The sequence below is a fragment of the Massilia sp. P2_C2 genome (assembly GCF_056404615.1).
The window spans coordinates 1-18,708 of sequence record NZ_JBFUDR010000007.1 but is presented as its reverse complement, the minus strand read 5'-3'; the positions used below and the strand labels follow the sequence as shown (position 1 = coordinate 18,708).

Genomic DNA, 18,708 nt, shown 5'->3' with positions numbered 1-18,708 from the left:
GCAGTGTAAAGACCAGCTTCGATCTGCGTCAGTTTTTGCCGATTCCGTTCCAAAAAACCACATAACTTTGACGAAATCGTAACGGGATCGTCACGCCGGCGCGCCGTTGGCCTGCCGGGCATCGACGTCGCGCAGTGCCTGCCGGGCCATCTCGAGGATGCCGTCGAACGATTTCGCAGCCGCGATGAAAAGGCCGTTGTGGCAAAAACCGGCATCCGGCACGCCCGTGACGGCGGCCAGGTCGGCGTCGCGCAGGCCCGCCCACGCGGCCGGCAGGTCGGCGCGGGCGTCGAAACTCTCCGCGCTGACGGGCACCGTGTGGATCATGTGACGCTGCTCGCCCAGGCTGTAGCTGATCACGAACAGCACTTTCGGCATTTCCTTGCGCACAACTGCCGTCCAGGGCAATGCCGCATTTTTCAGATACAGCACGCGTCCGCCCTCGAGCTGCTCGGCCTGGCGGACCTGCTCGACGGCCAGCAGCGCGCCCACACGGTACTTGACGGCATTGATCATCAGGTCGGTCAACAGGTCCAGCACGCGCCGGAACCGGGCATCGCGATATTCTTCCGTCGGCGCGCCATGGCCGAGCCGCTGCTCGTCGAGCCAGCTCGGGTTGAAGCCGGACACGATGGCGGACAGCCCGTAGCTGCCCGGCGCGTTGCGCGCGGCGCCGACGTCGGACAGGTCGAGGTACTGGACGAGGTCGGCGTCGATCGCATACGCCATCTGCTGGGCGCTATCCTCCGACAGCCGGTAACCCGCATGCCGCTCGGCCAGCAGGGCGACGCAGCGCGCACCGTATTCGCGCCACACGAGCCCCGCGCTGGCATACGGCACGCCACTCACGCGGGCGCCGTCGAAGCCTTTCTGGTGGTGGTCGAAACGGCCGGCGGCGGGGTTCCATTCGCCGCCCACATCGATGGCGACGTCGGCGCGGGCGATCACGGCCGGGTCGCGCGTGCGCACGAGCTCCGCTTCCGGGTACAACAACATCAGGACGGCCACCGCCCACGCGTCGTCCGCGTGGAATTTGCCGCCATGGGTCACGATCAACATGCTTTCTCCAATCTGGTTGCCCGGCCCCATGCCGGTGGGCATGCGCCCCGCATGCCTCGATGATACCGGCTTTGGCAGCAGGGCCGGGCACGCGTATCATGATGGGTAGTCMCATCCGCACGTACGTACGCCACGAGGAAATCCATGCCGATCCGCCTGCCCACCCTTCCCCTCGCCTTCATGCTGGCGCTCGGCCTGGCGCCGGCGGCCGCGCGGGCCGACGCACGGGCGCCGACGCCCGCGCTCAAGGGTTCGCTCGTGATCGCGGGCGGCGCCCTCCGCGCCGACAATGCCCAGGTATGGAAGAAGATCGTGGAACTGGCGGGCGGCCCGGGCGCACGCATCGCCGTGTTCCCGACGGCGGCCGGCAATCCGGAACGCTCCGGCCGGGTGACGGCCGAGATCCTGACGAGCTACGGCGCCCACCCGTTCGTCGTGCCGTTGTCCGCGCACCTGCCCGGCAGCGACGTGCAGCGCATGGCCGACGATCCGCGGGTGGCGGCCAGCGTGCGCGCGGCCGGCGGCGCGTTCTTCACGGGCGGCGACCAGGGCCGGATCACGGCGGCGCTGCGCCATGCGGACGGCGCCAACAGCGCCGTGCTGGACGCGCTGTGGGAGATGTACCGGCGCGGCGGCGTCATCGCCGGCACGAGCGCAGGCGCCGCCATCATGAGCAAGACGATGTTCTACGAAGGCCGCGCGCCGCTGCCGACGCTGCGCGACGGCATCACGGACGGCCGCGACATCGCGCCGGGCCTCGGCTTCATCGGCGACGATGTCTTCGTCGACCAGCACCTCCTCGTGCGCGGCCGCTTCGCCCGCATGCTGCCCGTGATGCTGGCCAAGCACTACCGCCTGGGGCTGGGCATCGACGAGAACACGGCGGCCGTCGTCGCGCCCGACCGCTCGATCGCCGTCATCGGCTACAAGGGCGCGCTGCTGCTGGACCTCGGCCAGGCCAGCGTGGACGGCACGCGCGCCGGGTTCAACGTCGCCAATGCCCGCATCAGCTACCTCGACAGCGGCGACCGCTACGATCCGTCCCGCGACCGCTTCACGCCCGGCCCGGACAAGGAACGCGTGGACGCGGCCGACCCGTCGTACCGCGGCGCGCTGTTCGCCCCGGACATCCTCGGCAACACGGCCGTCGTCGACCTCCTGATGAAGCTGTGCGACAGCGACCAGACGCGCGCCACCGGGATCGCCTTCGGCAATCCGGACGGCACCGCGCCGGAACGCGGCTTCGAGTTCACGTTTACGCGCACGCCGGAAAGCGAGGGCTGGGAATCGAACCGGGCCGATACCTATTCCGTGTACCGGGTGCGCATGGACGTGAGGCCGGTCAAGCTGACGTTGCCGCTTTATAAGGCCGAATGAGCGGGCGGCGCGACGGACAATCGCGCCGCCCGCTCATTCGCAACGACGCGATGCTCATTCACGCGTGTCCGGCGGCGGGGGAGGAGGAGGAGGCCCGTTGGGATTGAATCTACTGACCGCCGCGTCCGACGCCAGCTTCTTCAGCGTCTGGCGCTGTGCGGCACCACGGGCATACTCCTCCGAGGCCTGCGCTTCCACCTCCTTGACCAGGGCGACCATGTCGAACGTCCATTCGTTCGCGCCACCCGCAAGCAGCCCGTCGCCCGATCCCTTGCGCATCTCGTCCAGGATGGCGGCTTTCGTGAGGCCGGCGTCGACGCGGCGCTGGAATTGCAGCGCCCAGGCCGCCATGGCCGGATCGCGGGTGTCGCTTGCCAGCATGCGCAGGACGTGCGTGGCCTTCGGCACATCGCCGAGGTAGCACCACGCCAGCGCGGCGGCGCGCGCCAGCGGCCCCGAGTCGCGCGCCGCCTGCCATGCGGCGGTCACGCGGTCCAGCGGCGCGCTGCCGGGTGCGTCGCCGGTCAGCAGGGCAAAATCGAGGCCGGCCAGCGCGACGGCGCCCGACCTGGGATCGCGCGTCCGCGCCCGCGCAAGGATGGCGTACGCCTCGTCGAGGTAGGCGGTCCGCGCATCGCCGTCCGCCCGCGCGGCGAGCTTCAGGTCGGCCCGGGCCAGCAGGGTCAGCACGTCGGCACTGGCGTCGGCCTCGCGGGCGGCCCGCTGCAGCCACGGCAGCGCCGCGGCGGGGTCGCCCCAGTCGACCCGGGCACGGTTCAGCGCCAGCTGGCCCGCCTCGACGTTCGGCACCTTGGCCGCATCCGTGCCCAGCGTGCGCAACAGGCCCTCGCCTTGCGCACGTGCCGGGCAGGCCTTCAGGACGGTATCGGCCAGCACGAATTCACCCGACGTCGCCGACATCGTCTTGAAGGTTATCTCGGGGCGGGCATTCCAGGGCATGTCGATACGCATCGAGTTGGTCCCCTGCCGCTGGTAGCGCCACAGCACTTTCGACGCATCGCCCACGTCCAGTCCGAACGCATCGCGCAGCGCGACGGCCGGATCGGTCCCCTGGTCGACCGCCTTCACGAACGTGGCGAGACTCTTGCGCCGCTCGTCGGCGCCGAGGATGTAGTGCGCAAGTATCCACGCCCGCGCCTGGTATTCCACCCGGGCGGCCTTGACCTTTGTCTCGTACAGGTCCTTGTACGGGTCCGGGCCCAGCATGCGGTCGTAATCGAGGTAGTACTCATGCCCCTTGTCGTGGTAGTCGAGATAGGCACGGACGCCGGGCGGGACGCGGCCGATTGCCATCTGCTTCGTGCCGAACGTCACACTCGCGAAATAGTCCGCAAAGCCTTCGATCCAGGCCGATGGCCTCCGCACATCCGTGTGCCGGTACAGGAAATGGCGCGCATACGCTTGCGACACATACGACAGGCCCTCGTGCAGCGGTGCCGTGGCCAGCCTGTCGTCCGCCACCTCGGGCAGTGCTTCCGTGTGCACGAGGAAGCCCAGCGCGCCGCCCGCGCAGTCGCGGAACAGTCCGATGCCGGCAAACGGACGGTCCGGCGCCACGCGGTCCAGCTGGTGGGGATCCTGAAAGTACATCAGGTTGAGCTTCGGCTCCGGGCCGGCGGCCGGGCCGCCGTAGTCCGCCGTGAACATGCGCAGCAGCGCGTCGAGGCGCTCGAGGTGTTCGACGAGCCGGGCGACGTCCGCGCGCGCCGCATCCGAGACGACAACGAAGTGGGGGCTCTCGGCCCGCACCCATGGCGACGTGCCCCGCTGCCCCGTGACGACGATGCTTTGCGGCTCGGCTTCCTGCGCGGCGCAGGCGCCGCCTGCCAGTGCACAAACCACGAGGGTGGCCCATACCGTCCGTTTGATTGTGAAACCCACGATTTCCGCCTCCATTTTTTATATTAATTAATGTTAACGTGGTGAGTCTAACAATCTGCAGGAAAGTTTCCTATAGGGCAATCCTGGTTTTTACTAATTTAATGCTATCTCAAGCCATGCCGTCAGCGTGYGATCGACACCGCCAGCGTCTCCTTGACCTCTTCCATCACGACATAACTCTTCGACTGCCCGCCATCCGCCACGTGCAGGATCTCGCCCAGCAGGCGGCGGTATTCCGTCATCTCGGGGATGCGTGCCTTGATCAGGTAGTCGAAATCGCCGGACACGAGGTGGCATTCCATCACCTCGGGAATCGCCAGCATGGCGCGGCGGAAGCGTTCGAACGCCTCCCCGGACTTCTGGCGCAGCGTGATTTCCACGAACACGAGAATCTGCAGCCCGAGCGCGCGCGGTGCCACGCGCGCGTGGTAGCCGGCAATCACGCCGTCGCGCTCCATGCGCTTGACCCGCTCGATGCAGGGCGTCAGCGACAGCCCCACGCGCTCGGCCAGGTCCTTCATCACGATGCGGCCGTCGTCCYGCAGGATGGACAGGATGTGCAGGTCGATGCGGTCCAGCACACGGCTCGAGTCTTTTTGTACGCGCATTATTTTTCACCAAAAAGTCGATCACAAACCGAAACAATTATCGCATTGACGTCACTACAATGGAAACAATTTCTAATTCCAGAACAACATTAACACAGGAAGAACTATGCGCGTAATCGTACTCGGCAGTGGCGTGGTCGGCGTGACCACCGCATACTACCTGGCCAAGGCCGGCCACGACGTCACCGTCGTCGACCGTCAACCGGGTCCGGCCCTCGAGACCAGTTTCGGCAACGCCGGCCAGATCTCCCCCGGCTATGCCTCGCCCTGGGCTGCGCCGGGCATTCCGCTGAAAGCCTTCAAATGGCTGTTCCAGCGCCATGCGCCGCTCGCGATCCAGCCGGACGGCACCCTGTTCCAGCTGCAATGGATGTGGGAGATGTTCCGGAACTGCGACGCCGACCGCTATGCCGTCAACAAGGAACGCATGGTGCGCCTCGCCGAGTACAGCCGCGATTGCATCCGTGCGCTGCGCGCCGAGACAGGCATCGCCTACGAAGGCCGCCAGCAGGGCACGCTGCAACTGTTCCGCACGCAGGCCCAGTTCGACGGCGCCGCCAAGGACATCGAGGTGCTGAAGCAGGCCGGCGTCCCATTCGACCTGCTGAGCCGCGACCAGTTGGGCAATGCCGAACCGGCGCTTGCCAACGTGCGCGATAAGCTGGTCGGCGGCCTGCGCCTGCCGAACGACGAGACGGGCGACTGCCAGCTGTTCACGGCACGCCTCGCGCAGATGGCGCGCGAGCTCGGCGTGCGCTTCCGTTTCGGCACCGCGATCGAGCGCCTGGAGATCGCCAATGGCCGGGTCACCGGCGTGGCCACGGACAGGGGCCGCATGACGGCCGACCGTTACGTGCTCGCACTGGGCAGCTATTCGCGCCTGCTGCTGCAGGATCAGTTCCGCGTACCCGTCTATCCGCTCAAGGGCTATTCGATCACCGTGCCGATCGTCGACGCGGCGAAAGCCCCCGTGTCCACGATCCTCGACGAGACGTACAAGATCGCCGTGACGCGCTTCGACGACCGCATCCGGGTGGGCGGCATGGCGGAGATCGCGGGCTACAGCAAGGTGTTGAACCCGCGCCGGCGCGAGACGCTGGAAATGGTGGTCAACGATCTGTTCCCGGGCGGCGGCGACGTCGCGCGCGCCACGTTCTGGACCGGCCTGCGCCCGATGACGCCGGACAGCACGCCGATCGTCGGCGCCTCGCCGCTGCGCAACCTGTTCCTCAACACCGGCCACGGCACGCTGGGCTGGACGATGTCGTGCGGCTCCGCCAGCGTCATCGCGGACCTCGTCAGCGGCAAGGTGCCCGCGATCCATGCCGACGACCTGGCCGTGTTCCGCTATGCCGGCACGCCGTCCGCCAACCTGCGCCCTGCGCTGGCGAAAGCATGAACGCGGTCGCCCATCCCCATCACGTGGCGCAGGCCGCGCGTGCCGGCGCCGTCCTGACGGTCGACCTGGATGCCATCGCCGCCAACTACCGGTTGCTCGCGCAGCGGGCCGCGGGCGCCGTTGTCGCCGGCGTGATGAAGGCCGATGCCTATGGCCTCGGCATGGCGCRGGTGGCACCGGGGCTCGTGCGCGCGGGCTGCCGCGTGTTCTTCACGGCCCACCTCGAGGAAGGCATGCGGCTGCGCGGCATCGTGCCGCCCGCCAGCACCATCTACGTGCTGCACGGTCCGCCGCCCGGCACGACCGCCGACTTCATCGCGCATGGCCTCGTGCCCGTGCTGAACGACCCGGGCCAGGTGCGCGAATGGAGCGCCGCCTGCGCGCACGCGGGCCGGCGCCTGGCCGCCGCGGTACAGGTCGACAGCGGCATGTCGCGCATGGGCCTGTCTCCCGCCGACCTGGCCGCGCTGGGCGACCCGCGCGACTGGCTGGCCGCGTTCGATCCCGTCCTCCTGATGAGCCACCTGGCCTGCGCGGACGCACCCGACCACCCGATGAATGCACGCCAGCGCCAGCGCTTCGATGCCATCCGTGCGTCGTTCCCCGCGCTGCCGGCGAGCCTGGCGAATTCGTCGGCCGTGTTCCTCGGCGCCGGCTTCCGCTACGACCTCGTGCGCCCGGGCGCCGCGCTGTACGGCATCAATCCGCAACCGGGCCATGACAATCCGCTGCGCCAGGCCGTGTCGCTGGACGCGCGCATCGTGCAGGTCCGGACGATCGAAGCCGGCGACGCCGTCGGCTACGGCGCCCGCTACGTGGCCGACGGCACGCGCCGCATCGCGACGATCGCCGTCGGCTATGCGGACGGCTGGCTGCGCGCGCTGTCGGGCCGCGGCTGCGCCTTCATCGACGGCATGCGCGTGCCGATCGCCGGTACCGTATCGATGGACAGCATTACGCTGGACGTCACGGGCATTCCGGAGGCGCGCCTGCAGCCGGGCATGACGGTGGAACTGCTGGGGGCCAACCAGCACGTCGATGCGGTCGCCACGCAAGCCGGGACGATCGGGTACGAAGTACTGACGCGGCTGGGCGCGCGGTTCGAACGGCGCTACGTGGGCGGACAGTAAGTCACGCCAACGGATTCGTGCCATACCCCACCGGCGTCGTTCCAGACGGACGCCGGTGCTCTTCACACGAACAGCTTGTCGCGTGCCAGCGCGCCGATGGCGACCGTGGCCGGATGACTCATGCGCCGCTCGGTCGTGATGGCATACCCCTGCTCGACGACGGTGTCGACGGTCCCGAGCGCGACCACCCCGTACTGGTCGCATACCTGCGCGGCGATGACCGCCGGTGCAAAGAACACGCCTGCCCCCGATTGGCCGAACGCTTTCATCATCGCGCTGTCGTCGAACTCACCGATGACGCGGACGTGGATATCCTCGTGCTCCAGCCACTGATACAGGCGGGCCCGGATCGCGAAATCCTCGCCCGGGAACAGCACCGGAGCATTGTGGCGCCTCGCGGACGCGGACGGCTGGCTGGCCGATTCCGAAGCCGTCGTGCTGAACCGCGCGGCCATCCGCTGGGGTGCCGAATCGGGTTTCGTCACTGCACGACCCGAACCCGGTCGTGCCGCCCAGGGCATGTGATCAGCGCACTGCCGCCGGATTGAACAGCGGATTTTCGATGAGGCCGAGGACGTTGCCGAACGGGTCCTGGAGTTCCGCGACCCGGATGCCCTCGCCGACGTCCTGGATCGCCGCGTGCACGGTGGCGCCCAGTCCGACGATGCGGTCGACCTCGGCCGCGATGTCGTCGACACCCCAGAACGCGGTGGCGCCGGCCGTGCCCGGCGTGCCGTCGGGGACGAGGCCCAGCTCGAAGCCGCCGACGGCAAAGCCGACGTAGAACGGCTGGTCGAAGTAAGCCGGCACGCCGAACACGTCGGCAAACCAGTTTTTGGCGCGGCCCAGGTCGGCCACGGGATAGATCACGGTGCGCAAGCCTTTGATCATGGAGGTCTCCTTTCGAAAAACCTCATGATAAATGCGAATGCGCCGCGATGACTGTCACAAACGGACGCGCCGATCCGTCTAATGGATATCGGCCTGCACGCCGCAGCCCCGTTCACTGGAAAGGAAACGCCATGTCGCACACCGCTCGCATCAACCTGTACACCCTGGCACCGTCCGCGCTGAAAGCCATGTCCAACCTGTCGCACACCGTCAAGCAGGGTGCGCTCGGGCCCCGCCTCGTCGAGCTGGTCAACCTGCGCGTGTCGCAGCAGAACGGCTGCGGCGTGTGCGTGGACATGCACTGGCGCGACCTGATCAGGCAGGGTGCGGACCCGCGCCACCTGAACAGCGTGGCGGCATGGCGCGAATCGCCGTTCTTCAGCGAGCGCGAGCGTGCCGCCCTCGCCTGGGCCGACGCCGTCAACGCCCTGCCCCACCGCGACGACACGGATGCGGCCTGGCCTTTGCTCCGCGAGCATTTCAGCGACGCCGAGATCGCGGAGCTGGGCTATACGATTGCCGTCATCCGGGGTTGGAACGCGATCAACCTGTCGCTGCGCAACCAGATTCCGGTCGAGCCGCCCCCGGGCATGTGATCATAGAATGTGTCGGTGCCACGCATGATCGTTTCCACGACATAGCCCGCGGCCGTCAACCTGCCCGGCCGGGAGCGCATGGCACCGGGAACGAACCGGTGGCGCCACCGGAAACTGGTCGTGCGATACACGCCGACAAAGCGACCGCGGCCAGCATGGCGAACAGGTCGTCGAACGCCAGGCTGCGCATTGTCACTCCGGAAGAGTTAACTCGACGATGCGTATGACCTCGGCAACAAATTAAAGTTCACATAACAAACGCGAACACAGCCCACAAAAAAGGGCAGCCGCGGCTGCCCCTGTTCGAGATGGACGTCCTCAGTTGCTGTACAGCAGACCGCGTGCGGCACCGTTGACGTAGATGCGCCCGTAGGTGTTCCAGTCGGCCGCCATCACGCCGATGCCGCCGAACTGATGGGCATCGTCGTTGAAGCGTGCCCACGTTGCACCGGCATCGTCGGAACGATAGATTCCCCAGACGCCATTCATCGTGCCGACCACATAGACCGCAGCCGTATAGGTAGCGCCGGACTTCGCCTTGCCGAGGGCAATGATGCTCGCGCCCTTCGTGGCGTTGGTGCTGGCGAAGCCGCTGAGCTTCGTCCAGGTTGCGCCCGAGTCCACCGAGTGGTAGACGGTATTGCCGTCGGCCAGCCAGACGTCACCCTCGGCGTTGGGATTGACCACCATCGACGTATCGCCCCAGGAGTTGGGAGCCAGCTGCGCCGACCCCGAACCCTGGCTCTGCGTGAACGTATGGCCGCCATCGGTCGAGACGAAGACCTTGCCCGCCGTGCCCCATACTGCGCCGCCATTATCGTAGGCATAAACCTTGTTCGGGTTCTTGCGGTCCGCAACCACGCGATAGGAATGCGGCCAGCCTTGCCAGCCGCTCACCGCAGGCAGGTTGGTCGCGGTCCAGGTCGCGCCGCTGTTCGTGGTGTACGAGGGCACCGAATTGGGCGGTGCCCAGATCACGTTGTTACGCGCCGTGACCGCGATGCTCTGGAAGTTGCTTCCGTTTGCCGCGGCGCCGGCAGGCAGGGTGGCAAAGGTCGACCAGGTGGCGCCGCTGTCGCCGGACCAGAAACCCTTGATGGTGGCGTTAGCCGCATTGTCGACGCCGGAGGCGGCGATATAGGTCGGATCGGCCCATGCCATATCGGCCGCATTGCCGCTGCTCCAGGTTTTCAGGGGGCCCTTCGTCGGCCGCGTCGTCAAGTCCGTACTGACCCACGTGCCGATGTCGCCCGCGCTGTTGACGAACTTGTACGACGCACCGGCCGGCGGCGTGGCGAGGGCCAGCGTGACCGTCTCCTCGAGGTTCTTGACCTTGTTGTTCCAGGTCGGCGTCTGCGAGGAGGCGTTCGTGGTCTCGCAGACGCCGCCACCGTGGGTGTGCATGATGTGGTCGCGGTTGGCCGGGTCGATCGTGACGCCCTCGATCCAGCCGACGCACGTGTCACCGTCGGGATGCGACATGCCGGCCTCGACTTCGTGCCAGCTGGTGCCGCTGTCGTCGGACACCTGGATCTGCTTGCTGCCGTCGCTCCAGCCGGTCATGCCCAGCGCGATGCGGGCGGTCGAGCCGGAACCGACGACGGACAGGCCGCCGAAGCCGTTGGCCGTCGAGAACTTTAGCTTGGTCCAGGTGCCGGTGTTGCCGGCGTCAAAGCTGTACAGATAGCTCGGGCCGCCGATGCCCTGGCCGACGTTCTGGTTGAACACCACGTAGATCACGCCGTCGGACGTGCGCACCATGTGCGGGATGTAATAGGCGGTCAATGTCGACGGCACCGAGACCGGCGCCCACGTCGTGCCGCCGTCGGTGGACTTGTACAGGTTCGACGTCAGGCCCGCCGCCTGGCCGTAGTCCGGAGCGACCGACGCATAGAGGGTCTGCGTCGCCGTGCCGCTGCCGGTGGTGCCGGTGTCGAACACGACCTGCTCGACGCCGATCGGGGAGTTGCCGCCGTTGATCTTGGTGGACGACAGGCCGGTGACCTGCGCCCAGGTCTGGCCCGAGTCCGTGCTCTTCCACAGGCCGGCAGTGTGCGTGCCGAAGTACAGCGTTGTCGGCTTGTTGGGGTCGACCGCGAGACGTTCGCCGACGCCACGGCCATTGTCGTTGCCGCCGACCGGGAACGGCACGTCATAATGCGTCCAGCTGTCGCCGCGGTCGCTCGAGACGTAGATGCGGCCGTTGGAATTCCCGGTCACGGTGATGCCCGTCATCATGTACACGAGCTGGTCGTTGTTCGGGTCGAAGGCCATGCTTTCGATGCCGTGGTAACTGCCTTCGGGGCCACCAAAACCGAGGCCGTCCGTAATGGGCGTCCACGAGGACGACGTCGAGTCCCAGCGGTAGGCGCCGCCCACGTCGGTGCGCGCGTACAGCAGGTTTGCGTTGGTCGGGTGGTAGATCAGGCCGGTGACGTAGCCGCCGCCGCCCCACACCGCGCTATGCCAGGCGACCGCCGAGCCGATTGCGGTCGAGTCCGGCGCGCTGCCGGTACTGCCCGTGTCGGTCGTACCGCCCGTGCTGCCGGTGCTTCCCGTGCTGCCGGTCGAGCCGGTGCTGCCGGTCGAGCCGGTGCTGCCCGTCGAGCCGGTGCTGCCGGTGCTGCCCGTCGATCCGGTGCTGCCGGTGTCGCCCGAACCGCCGCCGCCGCCGCCGCCGCAACCTGCCGCGAAGCTTGCGACGATCGCCAGGACGATGAGTCGTTTCTTGTGAGTGCCCATGATGTCTCCTACCAGATACAAGATTAATGATTCAGATTGCCGGGTCGACGGACAACGCCACGGCATGGGTGTCGATACGGCCGCCGGATGAACGCAACACGCATCAAACACGAAAGTTTGTTATATATTTAATACCATCCTGGCCGCACGACGGCGGCACGGTGGCCACGGCCATCGCATCGCCAGACAGGGAGTGTTGTGCGCCACGGCTGTGATGAACCAATCGGGGGCGCGGTTGCCGGGTGCGCCGGCTGGGACCAGCGCACACGAATCAATCGCCGGTCGGGAGCGTCCGGCGTGCGATACCAGGATTAACCAAATATTCCACCAAAATTAACCAATATTAACCAATATTAACCCAGTCTAAACCTCAATGTTTTTCACTGTCAACGGAAATTGCGAGTGAAAAATGCCAGTGCGAGGTATGATTTTTCGTTCAAAAACTTGAGGCCATACGATCGCCCAACCGCCGCCGGCTCAGGATCCGGGCAGTCGCCCTTGCGCCATCTGGTGCGCAACAATCTCGCGCATGATGGTGCCCTCTTCGTCCAGCTCGCGCTGGGCGAGCGTGCGCACGGGCCCGGACGGCAGTCCGGCGAGCAGGCGCGCGCGCAGCGCCAGGGCGTCGGTCGCGCGGCAGCGGCCGCGCAGCACGGCGCTGGCGATGCGCACGTCGTTCACGAGCAGGGTCAGTTCCGCCGCGAGGCGCGGCGCCTGGTCGGGCGGCGGGAACAGCGGGAAGGCGGCCGCGGTCGCATTCAGCGCAGCCAGGTGCGCCAGCGGATCGCCGCGGTAGCGGTCGGCCAGCGCGAAGTCGCAGGCCGCGACCACGGCAGGCAGCGCCAGGAAGGCATGCCGCCGCGCCAGGTCCGGCCGCATGGCGTCCAGGCGGACGAAGACCTCGTACGTGGAACGGGCGTCGCCCAGGATCCGGTTCATCTCCGCGACCAGCGCAAAGCGTGAGCCGTGCAGGAACGCGGGGTGCGTGTCGCCGTCCGGGCCGACCGTCATGTCGCCGGCCAGCAAGTGGCCGATCTGTTCGTCGCGTGCTTCTTCCAGCGCGGTGCGTGCGGGCGGATACTCGGTGGCGAGGAACGCCCATTCGAGCATGACCAGAAAAAGTCCGGGCCGCGCGGGCGCGCCTGCGCGCGCCGCGCCGGCGAACAGTTGCTGCAGCAGGGCCAGCGCCTCCCCGTGGCGGCCCGCCTGCCGCAGGAAACCCGGCACTTCGTTGCGAAAGCCCCGGTCGTTCATGGTCCCGCCTGGCCCGCCCGCTCGATCCCGGCGTCGGCCTGGACGGGTTGCGAGGTGGATTCGCGGTAGCGCTGCATGGCAAGACCAATCGATTGCCTGGATAAACTGATCAAGTTCGTCCCCTGTCGTCGATGCGTCCCGATGATGCCACGGTCGCTGCCACCACAAATGCGCGGATTCTCACCGGGCCTATCAGAACGGACAGGGCTGCCACGCTGGTGCGAGATCGTACCGCCCGGCGTCGTCGTGAACCTGAAGGGCAAGTTACGCAGCATGGTGTGGCTGGGGAGCTACATCCTCAGCACGAGCGGCTGCGACGAATGCCACACGCATCCCGGCTATTCGCCCGACGGCAATCCATTCGCGCCCCGCGCCGTGACACTCAGAACAACGCGCCCTGCCTGCTGGTGAGCCGCGCGAAGCTGTCGTCGAGGAAAGGCAGGATGCCGTCGGCGACGGGTTCCAGCTGCTTCGTCAGGTAATGCTCGTAGTCGACGGGCGTGCGACGGGGGTCCAGCGTCTCCAGCGGCTCCGGCCCCGCCACCGTCATCACATAGCGGATCCAGCCACCGTTGCGGTATTGCGGCGGCCGCCCCTGGCGGACGTGGAAGTCGTCGGCCGCGCGCGCCGCGCGCACGTGCGGCGGCACGTTGCGCTCGTACTCGACCAGCGGCCGGCGCAGGCGCTTGCGGTAGACCAGCTGCCCGTCCATCCTGCCTGCCAGCGTGCGCGCCACGTAGTCGCGCACATAGTCCTCGTACGGCTCGCCGCGGAACACGCGGCCGTACAACTCTTGCTGGAACGCCTGCGCGAGCGGGGTCCAGTCCGTGCGCACCGTCTCCAGCCCCTTGAAGACGAGTTCCTCGCCGCCACCCGGCCGCCGCACGAGGCCTGCGTAGCGCTTCTTGCTGCCCTCGTCCGAGCCGCGCACGGTCGGCATCAGGAAGCGCGCAAAATGGGTTTCGTATTCGAGTTCCAGCGCGCTGTCGAGCTTCAGCGCCGCCTGCAGGTGCGCGCGCCACCAGTCATTGACGTGGTCGACGAGCGCGCGCCCGATGCGCGCCGCCTCGTCTTCCTCGTGTGCACGGCCCAGCCAGACGAACGTGGAATCCGTGTCGCCATAAATCACCTGGTAGCCTTGTGCTTCGATCAGCTCGCGCGTGCGGTGCATGATCTCGTGGCCACGCATCGTGATCGACGACGCGAGCCGCGGATCGAAGAAGCGGCAGCCCGTGGTGCCCAGCACGCCGTACATGGAATTCATGATGATCTTCAGCGCCTGCGACAGCGGCGCGTTGCGCTCGCGCTTGGCCGCATCGCGCCCCTGCCACACGCGCGTGACGATGCCCGGCAGGCAGTGCTGCGTGCGCGAAAAGCGCGCTCCACGAAAACCCGGCACCGTGTCCTCTTCCGGTTCTTCGAGCCCGGCCACGAGGCCCACCGGATCGATCAGGAACGTGCGGATGATCGACGGATACAGGCTTTTGTAGTCCAGCACGAGCACGGAATCGTACAGGCCGGAGCGCGAATCCATCACGAAACCGCCCGGGCTGTCCGCGCCCGGCACGTCGCCGATGTTCGGTGCCACCCGCCCGAGCCGGTGCATCAGCGGCATGTACGCATGCTCGAATGCGGCGACGGAACCGCCGCTGCGGTCCGCCGCGAGACCCGTCACGCTGGCGCGCTCCAGCAGGAAAGCCAGCAACCCGGATTTTTCGAAGATGCGCGTCACCAGCACGCAGTCCTGCAGGTTGTAGCGGGCCAGCGCCGGCTTGTCCTCGTCGAACATGCGGTCGATCTCCGCCATGCGGTCGTACGGATTGTCGACGGCCTTGCCTTCGCCCAGCAGGCTTTGCGCGACGTGCTCCAGCGAGAACGACGGAAAGCTCCAGGTGGCCGAACGCAGCGCCTCGATGCCGTCGATGACGAGCCGTCCGGCAATGCCCGCGAACCAGTGCTCCTGTCGCCCGCCGTGCTCGCGCCATTCGATCGCGCTGCCGTCGCGGCCGAGGCGCAGGGGGCGCTGCATCTGCTGCGCGTGCTGCTGCAGGATGCGCAGGTCGAACTGCACGAGGTTCCAGCCGATGATGGCGTCGGGATCGTGACGCCGGATCCAGTCTTCCAGCCGGTCGAGCAGGTCGCGCCGCGTTGCGCACACTTCGTAGTCGAAGTCGAGCCGGGACGCATCGCCGTTCGGCGGTCCAAGCATGTACACCTGGCGCTGGCCGCAGCCTTCCAGCGCGATGGAGCGCAGCTCGCCCTGCATCGTCGTCTCGATGTCGAGCGAGACGGTGGTCAACACCGGGCGGTAATCGGGCACCGGTTTCAGTTGGGCGTCGACGAGGAGCAGTGGGTCGAGCGGGTCCGGCGTACCGGCAAACGACACGGGGGCCGTTATAAAGCGTTCCATCAGGTAGCGCTCGGGCGGGCGGACGTCGGCCTCGTAGACGTCGACGCCGTGTTCGCGCAGGCGCTTCTCGAGGCGCAGCAGGTGGCGGTACTGGCGGCAGTACAGCCCGAGCACGGGACGATGATGAAAGTCGCACAGGTTCAGTTCGCGCAACTCGGCGCCGCGCTCGCGCTGCAGCAGGAGGCGCGCCGTGTCGCCCTGCTCTTGCGGGATGAACGCGATGGCCGGTTGCGGCGCGAGGCGCACGCGGCGGGCTCCCTGCGGCGTCGCGAGCCAGAAGTCGACCTCCACGCCCGCATCCGTGTCGCGCCAGTGGCGCGTCAGCAGGAAGCCCTGCGCGCCGGCGTCGTCCCGGGTGTCCATGGCGTCAGGCTTTCAGGGGCTCGCCGGCGAAACGCACGAGTTCCACTTCCGTGAAGCCGGCCTGGCGGCGCGCCGCGATGTTGAACGGACCTTTCAGGACGGGGGCCTTGTAGCGTACCGTCAGGGCGTCGTAAGTCGCGACGGGCTCCAGGCCACGTTGGGTGCAGAGGTGGAAGTACCAGCGGTTGCCGATCTCGACGTGGCCCACCTCGTCGCGCAGCAGCACGTCGAGGATGCGCGCCGCGGCCTCGTCGCCGGCCTGGGCCAGCTTGGCGCGCAGCGGCGGGATCGCGTCCAGGCCGCGCGCTTCCATCGTGCGCGGCACGAGGGCCATGCGCGCGAGCACGTCGCCGCTCGTCTTGGCCACCATCTCCCACAGGCTGTCATGGCCGGCAAAGTCGCCGTACGCCCAGCCGAGCATATGCAGGTGTGCGTCCAGCAGGGTGAAATGGTCGGCCTCCTCGGCCGCCACGCACAGCCAGTCGGCGTAGTAGTCGGTGGGCATGCCGGGAAAGCGCCAGACGGCGTCCAGCGCCAGATTCACGGCATTGAATTCGATGTGGGCCAGTGCGTGGACCAGCATGGCGCGGCCTTCCCTTGTCGCCATCGAACGGCGGCCGACGAGCCGCGGGGGCACCAGTTGCGGCCGCGCGGGCCTGCCCGGGATGGCCGCATCGCCCGCGTCGAGGACTGCCGCAACGTCGAGACCGCATTCACCAGTACGCCAGGCTGCGGCCAGTGCCGCCACGCCCTGCGTCTTGGCGTCCGGTGCGGTCTCGATCAATAATGCCAGCGCGCGAGCGCGCAGCTCCGAAGGGAGCGCCATCGTGGTCCTCTGCGACAAAAGCCGGCAGTTTACCACCCGGCGCCCCACGGCGCGAGACGCCCTTACTGTTGCTGCACCGGCGGCGTGCTGTCCTGCGGTTCCATGCGCGGCGGCGGCAGGTCGCCCGCCTGGCCGCTGGACGGCGGGAGAGCATCGTCCTTGCCTCTGACGGTGCCCGTGGCACCGCCAGAACCGGTCATGCCGGCGCCCGAGCTGCCGTATGCGGTAGCACCCGGCTGGGTGGACGTGGCCGGCGCGGCGGGCGTCGTGGAGACGACGCGTTCCTTCACCCTACCCCGCGGCGCCTGGGCCAGCAGTTGCGGCGCGCTGGCCATGTCGCGCTGGTAGATCTGCCGGGCCTGCTTCAGGCAGGCGTCGCGCTTGCCGGACGACTTGCGCTTGCATGCCGATTGCTGTTCCGCATACGCGGCATTGATTTCCTTCTTGAGCGCGGCCATGCGCTGGGTCCTGGTGCTGTCGCCCTGCGTCCAGCGCGCGGGATCCTTCGCTGCCATGGCCGGGGTACCGGCCGCACATAGCGCGCACGCCAACGCGACGCCGCGCAGGATACATGTTGCTTTGTTCATTTCGACCTCCTGATACCGTATTGAGGCGACGCCGCCCGGCGTCAGCCTGAACACCGCCGGATGGCGGGCACGAGCTCAGTATAGTTGCTGTGCGTGGATGACCTGCGTTCCTTTCCCCTTGTCAAAAAATCAGCAAAACGAGCGACCCGGTTTCGTGGCGAATGTGACGCGGATGGGTGGCCAGAGCCACCCTTTTCGCATCGATTTCACATTTGCGTTAGTCACCGCATAGTTGCAAGCATATAACCCGTTTAGGTAATGTCGAGGAATTTGACAATTTTGTAACCAAAAAGTATCGTTCTGAGAATAATATCAGTAAAATCAGTATGTTGCATGATTGGCATCGTTTTTGCTAACCAGTTGGCGCGACTCTGAGTTCCTCGACTCTTAGTTCCCGCAAACCATTAACTGGAGAGAAAATGATCCGTACTGACAGCAAACCCATGAACCTCCTCGTCAAGGCACTCGCCGGTGCCGCACTGTTCACGGCATTCAGCGCCGCACAGGCAGCCGTCGTGACCATCCCGAACAGCGACCTGAAGGCGTCGCCCGGCAAATACACTGCCGGCGGCTATTTCACGAACGACCTCGGCGCAAACATCGTCACGACCGGCGGCGGCAACGGCGCCAACATCGGCCAGGCGGATGGCCGCAACGACGACGGCTACATGGCGCTGGACCTCGGCTTCAACGTCACCTTCTTTGGCCAGACCTATCATTCGCTGTTCATCAACAACAACGGCAACGTCAGCTTCGGCAACGGCATTTCGGCGTTCGTACCCACCGGYGTGACCGGCGTGAACGCACCGATCATCTCGCCGTTCTTCGGCGACGTCGATACGCGCGATCCCGCCTCGGGCATCGTGCACTACAACCTGACGTCGAACCAGCTGGTCGTAACCTGGGACAACGTCGGCTACTTCAGCGACCACGGCGACCCGACCGACAGCTTCCAGCTGGTCCTGCGCGGCGACGGCTACACGCCGGCAGCCGGCGAAGGCCTGATCGGTTTCTTCTACCAGACGATGGGCTGGGAAGTCACGGATACCAGCACGAACGCCGCGGTCGGCTTCGGCGACGGCAATGGCAACGCGCAGACGATCGAAAGTTCGCTGCTGCCGAACGTGAAGGACGTCGTCCAGAACAAGTACATCTGGTTCGGTGCCAATCTCGAGACCGTGCCGCCGGTGAACGACGTGCCCGAACCGTCCGCGCTGGCACTAACGATGATCGGCCTGCTCGGCGCCGGCCTGTCCGCACGCCGCAAGCGCAAGGCCTGACCGGGCATTCCGGACATGCGCGCCTCGCCGCGCGTGTCCGGAATGCGACACGGAGTCACAGCCATACGATTTTTGCATAGGTAGCGCGAAAAATGGATGGGCAAGGGGCGCCGTTTCCTGCCTAGAATCCGAGGTTGACCATGGCCGCACTCCGCGGCCGGCGCTTGACGAGACAAACCTATGAATCTGATTTCCAGCCTCGACTCCATCGTCTTCCTCGTGTACTTCATCGTCGTCGCCGGCTATGGCCTCTGGGTCTACCGGCGCAAAAAAAGCGCGAATAC

At 66.9% G+C, this 18,708-nt stretch carries 15 protein-coding genes; 5 read left to right on the top strand and 10 right to left on the bottom strand.

The features are described 5' to 3' along the window. Positions 1-90: 90 nt before the first annotated feature. Positions 91-1,059: an MYG1 family protein gene (locus AC1DYX_RS01730; RefSeq protein ID WP_477255666.1), complete on the bottom strand. Its 969-nt coding sequence runs from the start codon at positions 1,057-1,059 to the stop codon at positions 91-93. Between the two features lie 144 nt (positions 1,060-1,203). Between AC1DYX_RS01730 and AC1DYX_RS01725 the strand changes: the two genes are divergently transcribed. Continuing rightward, a complete protein-coding gene (locus AC1DYX_RS01725; protein WP_477255664.1) occupies positions 1,204-2,436 on the top strand; it encodes a cyanophycinase in 1,233 nt (410 codons plus the stop codon). Between the two features lie 54 nt (positions 2,437-2,490). On the opposite strand, the gene AC1DYX_RS01720 is transcribed toward AC1DYX_RS01725, so the two are convergent. Both AC1DYX_RS01720 and AC1DYX_RS01715 read right to left on the bottom strand, forming a co-directional pair. Continuing rightward, positions 2,491-4,338 (bottom strand): hypothetical protein, encoded by a 1,848-nt coding sequence (locus AC1DYX_RS01720; protein WP_477255662.1) that lies wholly within the window; start codon positions 4,336-4,338, stop codon positions 2,491-2,493. Positions 4,339-4,460: 122 nt separating this feature from the next. Next, a complete protein-coding gene (locus AC1DYX_RS01715) occupies positions 4,461-4,946 on the bottom strand; it encodes an Lrp/AsnC ligand binding domain-containing protein (RefSeq protein WP_477255660.1) in 486 nt (161 codons plus the stop codon). 106 nt (positions 4,947-5,052) lie between these two features. On the opposite strand from AC1DYX_RS01715, the gene AC1DYX_RS01710 reads away from it, so the two are divergent. Together AC1DYX_RS01710 and alr are read left to right on the top strand one after the other, a co-directional pair. After that, on the top strand, positions 5,053-6,345 hold the full coding sequence (locus AC1DYX_RS01710) for a D-amino acid dehydrogenase (RefSeq protein ID WP_477255658.1): 1,293 nt from the start codon (positions 5,053-5,055) through the stop codon (positions 6,343-6,345). Further along, complete coding sequence (gene alr, locus AC1DYX_RS01705; protein WP_477255656.1) at positions 6,342-7,475, top strand: alanine racemase; 1,134 nt, start codon at positions 6,342-6,344, stop codon at positions 7,473-7,475. The genes AC1DYX_RS01710 and alr overlap by 4 nt, the downstream gene beginning before the upstream one ends. A gap of 62 nt (positions 7,476-7,537) precedes the next feature. Here alr and AC1DYX_RS01700 read toward each other — a convergent pair whose 3' ends face one another. Next, entirely contained in the window at positions 7,538-7,960 is a 423-nt protein-coding gene (locus tag AC1DYX_RS01700; protein WP_477255654.1) for a LysR substrate-binding domain-containing protein, read from the bottom strand. A gap of 40 nt (positions 7,961-8,000) precedes the next feature. Next, entirely contained in the window at positions 8,001-8,366 is a 366-nt protein-coding gene (locus AC1DYX_RS01695) for a VOC family protein (protein WP_477255652.1), read from the bottom strand. Positions 8,367-8,497: 131 nt separating this feature from the next. On the opposite strand from AC1DYX_RS01695, the gene AC1DYX_RS01690 reads away from it, so the two are divergent. Then, complete coding sequence (locus AC1DYX_RS01690) at positions 8,498-8,962, top strand: carboxymuconolactone decarboxylase family protein (RefSeq protein ID WP_477255650.1); 465 nt, start codon at positions 8,498-8,500, stop codon at positions 8,960-8,962. Positions 8,963-9,280: 318 nt separating this feature from the next. Here the strand turns inward: AC1DYX_RS01690 and AC1DYX_RS01685 are convergent, their stop codons facing one another. From AC1DYX_RS01685 to AC1DYX_RS01665, 5 genes are all read right to left on the bottom strand, one after another. Beyond that, on the bottom strand, positions 9,281-11,704 hold the full coding sequence (locus AC1DYX_RS01685) for a dockerin (RefSeq protein ID WP_477255648.1): 2,424 nt from the start codon (positions 11,702-11,704) through the stop codon (positions 9,281-9,283). Positions 11,705-12,181: 477 nt separating this feature from the next. After that, positions 12,182-12,958, bottom strand: a complete 777-nt coding sequence (locus AC1DYX_RS01680) for a hypothetical protein (protein ID WP_477255646.1) — start codon at positions 12,956-12,958, stop codon at positions 12,182-12,184. A 382-nt stretch (positions 12,959-13,340) separates the two neighbouring features. Further along, complete coding sequence (locus tag AC1DYX_RS01675) at positions 13,341-15,731, bottom strand: DNA polymerase II (protein WP_477255644.1); 2,391 nt, start codon at positions 15,729-15,731, stop codon at positions 13,341-13,343. 4 nt (positions 15,732-15,735) lie between these two features. Then, on the bottom strand, positions 15,736-16,557 hold the full coding sequence (locus AC1DYX_RS01670; RefSeq protein WP_477255642.1) for a ferritin-like domain-containing protein: 822 nt from the start codon (positions 16,555-16,557) through the stop codon (positions 15,736-15,738). 62 nt (positions 16,558-16,619) lie between these two features. Beyond that, positions 16,620-17,144: a hypothetical protein gene (locus tag AC1DYX_RS01665; RefSeq protein ID WP_477255640.1), complete on the bottom strand. Its 525-nt coding sequence runs from the start codon at positions 17,142-17,144 to the stop codon at positions 16,620-16,622. A gap of 419 nt (positions 17,145-17,563) precedes the next feature. Between AC1DYX_RS01665 and AC1DYX_RS01660 the strand changes: the two genes are divergently transcribed. Then, positions 17,564-18,424: a nidogen-like domain-containing protein gene (locus tag AC1DYX_RS01660; protein WP_477255638.1), complete on the top strand. Its 861-nt coding sequence runs from the start codon at positions 17,564-17,566 to the stop codon at positions 18,422-18,424. Positions 18,425-18,708: the final 284 nt, after the last annotated feature.

Excerpts from the sequence above, each read along its gene's own strand:
- AC1DYX_RS01730 (WP_477255666.1), bottom strand. The coding sequence starts at position 1,059 with ATGTTGATCGTGACCCATGGCGGCAAATTCCACGCGGACGACGCGTGG.
- AC1DYX_RS01725 (WP_477255664.1), top strand. The coding sequence starts at position 1,204 with ATGCCGATCCGCCTGCCCACCCTTCCCCTCGCCTTCATGCTGGCGCTC.
- AC1DYX_RS01710 (WP_477255658.1), top strand. The coding sequence starts at position 5,053 with ATGCGCGTAATCGTACTCGGCAGTGGCGTGGTCGGCGTGACCACCGCA.
- AC1DYX_RS01695 (WP_477255652.1), bottom strand. The coding sequence starts at position 8,366 with ATGATCAAAGGCTTGCGCACCGTGATCTATCCCGTGGCCGACCTGGGC.
- AC1DYX_RS01690 (WP_477255650.1), top strand. The coding sequence starts at position 8,498 with ATGTCGCACACCGCTCGCATCAACCTGTACACCCTGGCACCGTCCGCG.
- AC1DYX_RS01685 (WP_477255648.1), bottom strand. The coding sequence starts at position 11,704 with ATGGGCACTCACAAGAAACGACTCATCGTCCTGGCGATCGTCGCAAGC.
- AC1DYX_RS01680 (WP_477255646.1), bottom strand. The coding sequence starts at position 12,958 with ATGAACGACCGGGGCTTTCGCAACGAAGTGCCGGGTTTCCTGCGGCAG.
- AC1DYX_RS01675 (WP_477255644.1), bottom strand. The coding sequence starts at position 15,731 with ATGGACACCCGGGACGACGCCGGCGCGCAGGGCTTCCTGCTGACGCGC.
- AC1DYX_RS01670 (WP_477255642.1), bottom strand. The coding sequence starts at position 16,557 with ATGGCGCTCCCTTCGGAGCTGCGCGCTCGCGCGCTGGCATTATTGATC.
- AC1DYX_RS01665 (WP_477255640.1), bottom strand. The coding sequence starts at position 17,144 with ATGAACAAAGCAACATGTATCCTGCGCGGCGTCGCGTTGGCGTGCGCG.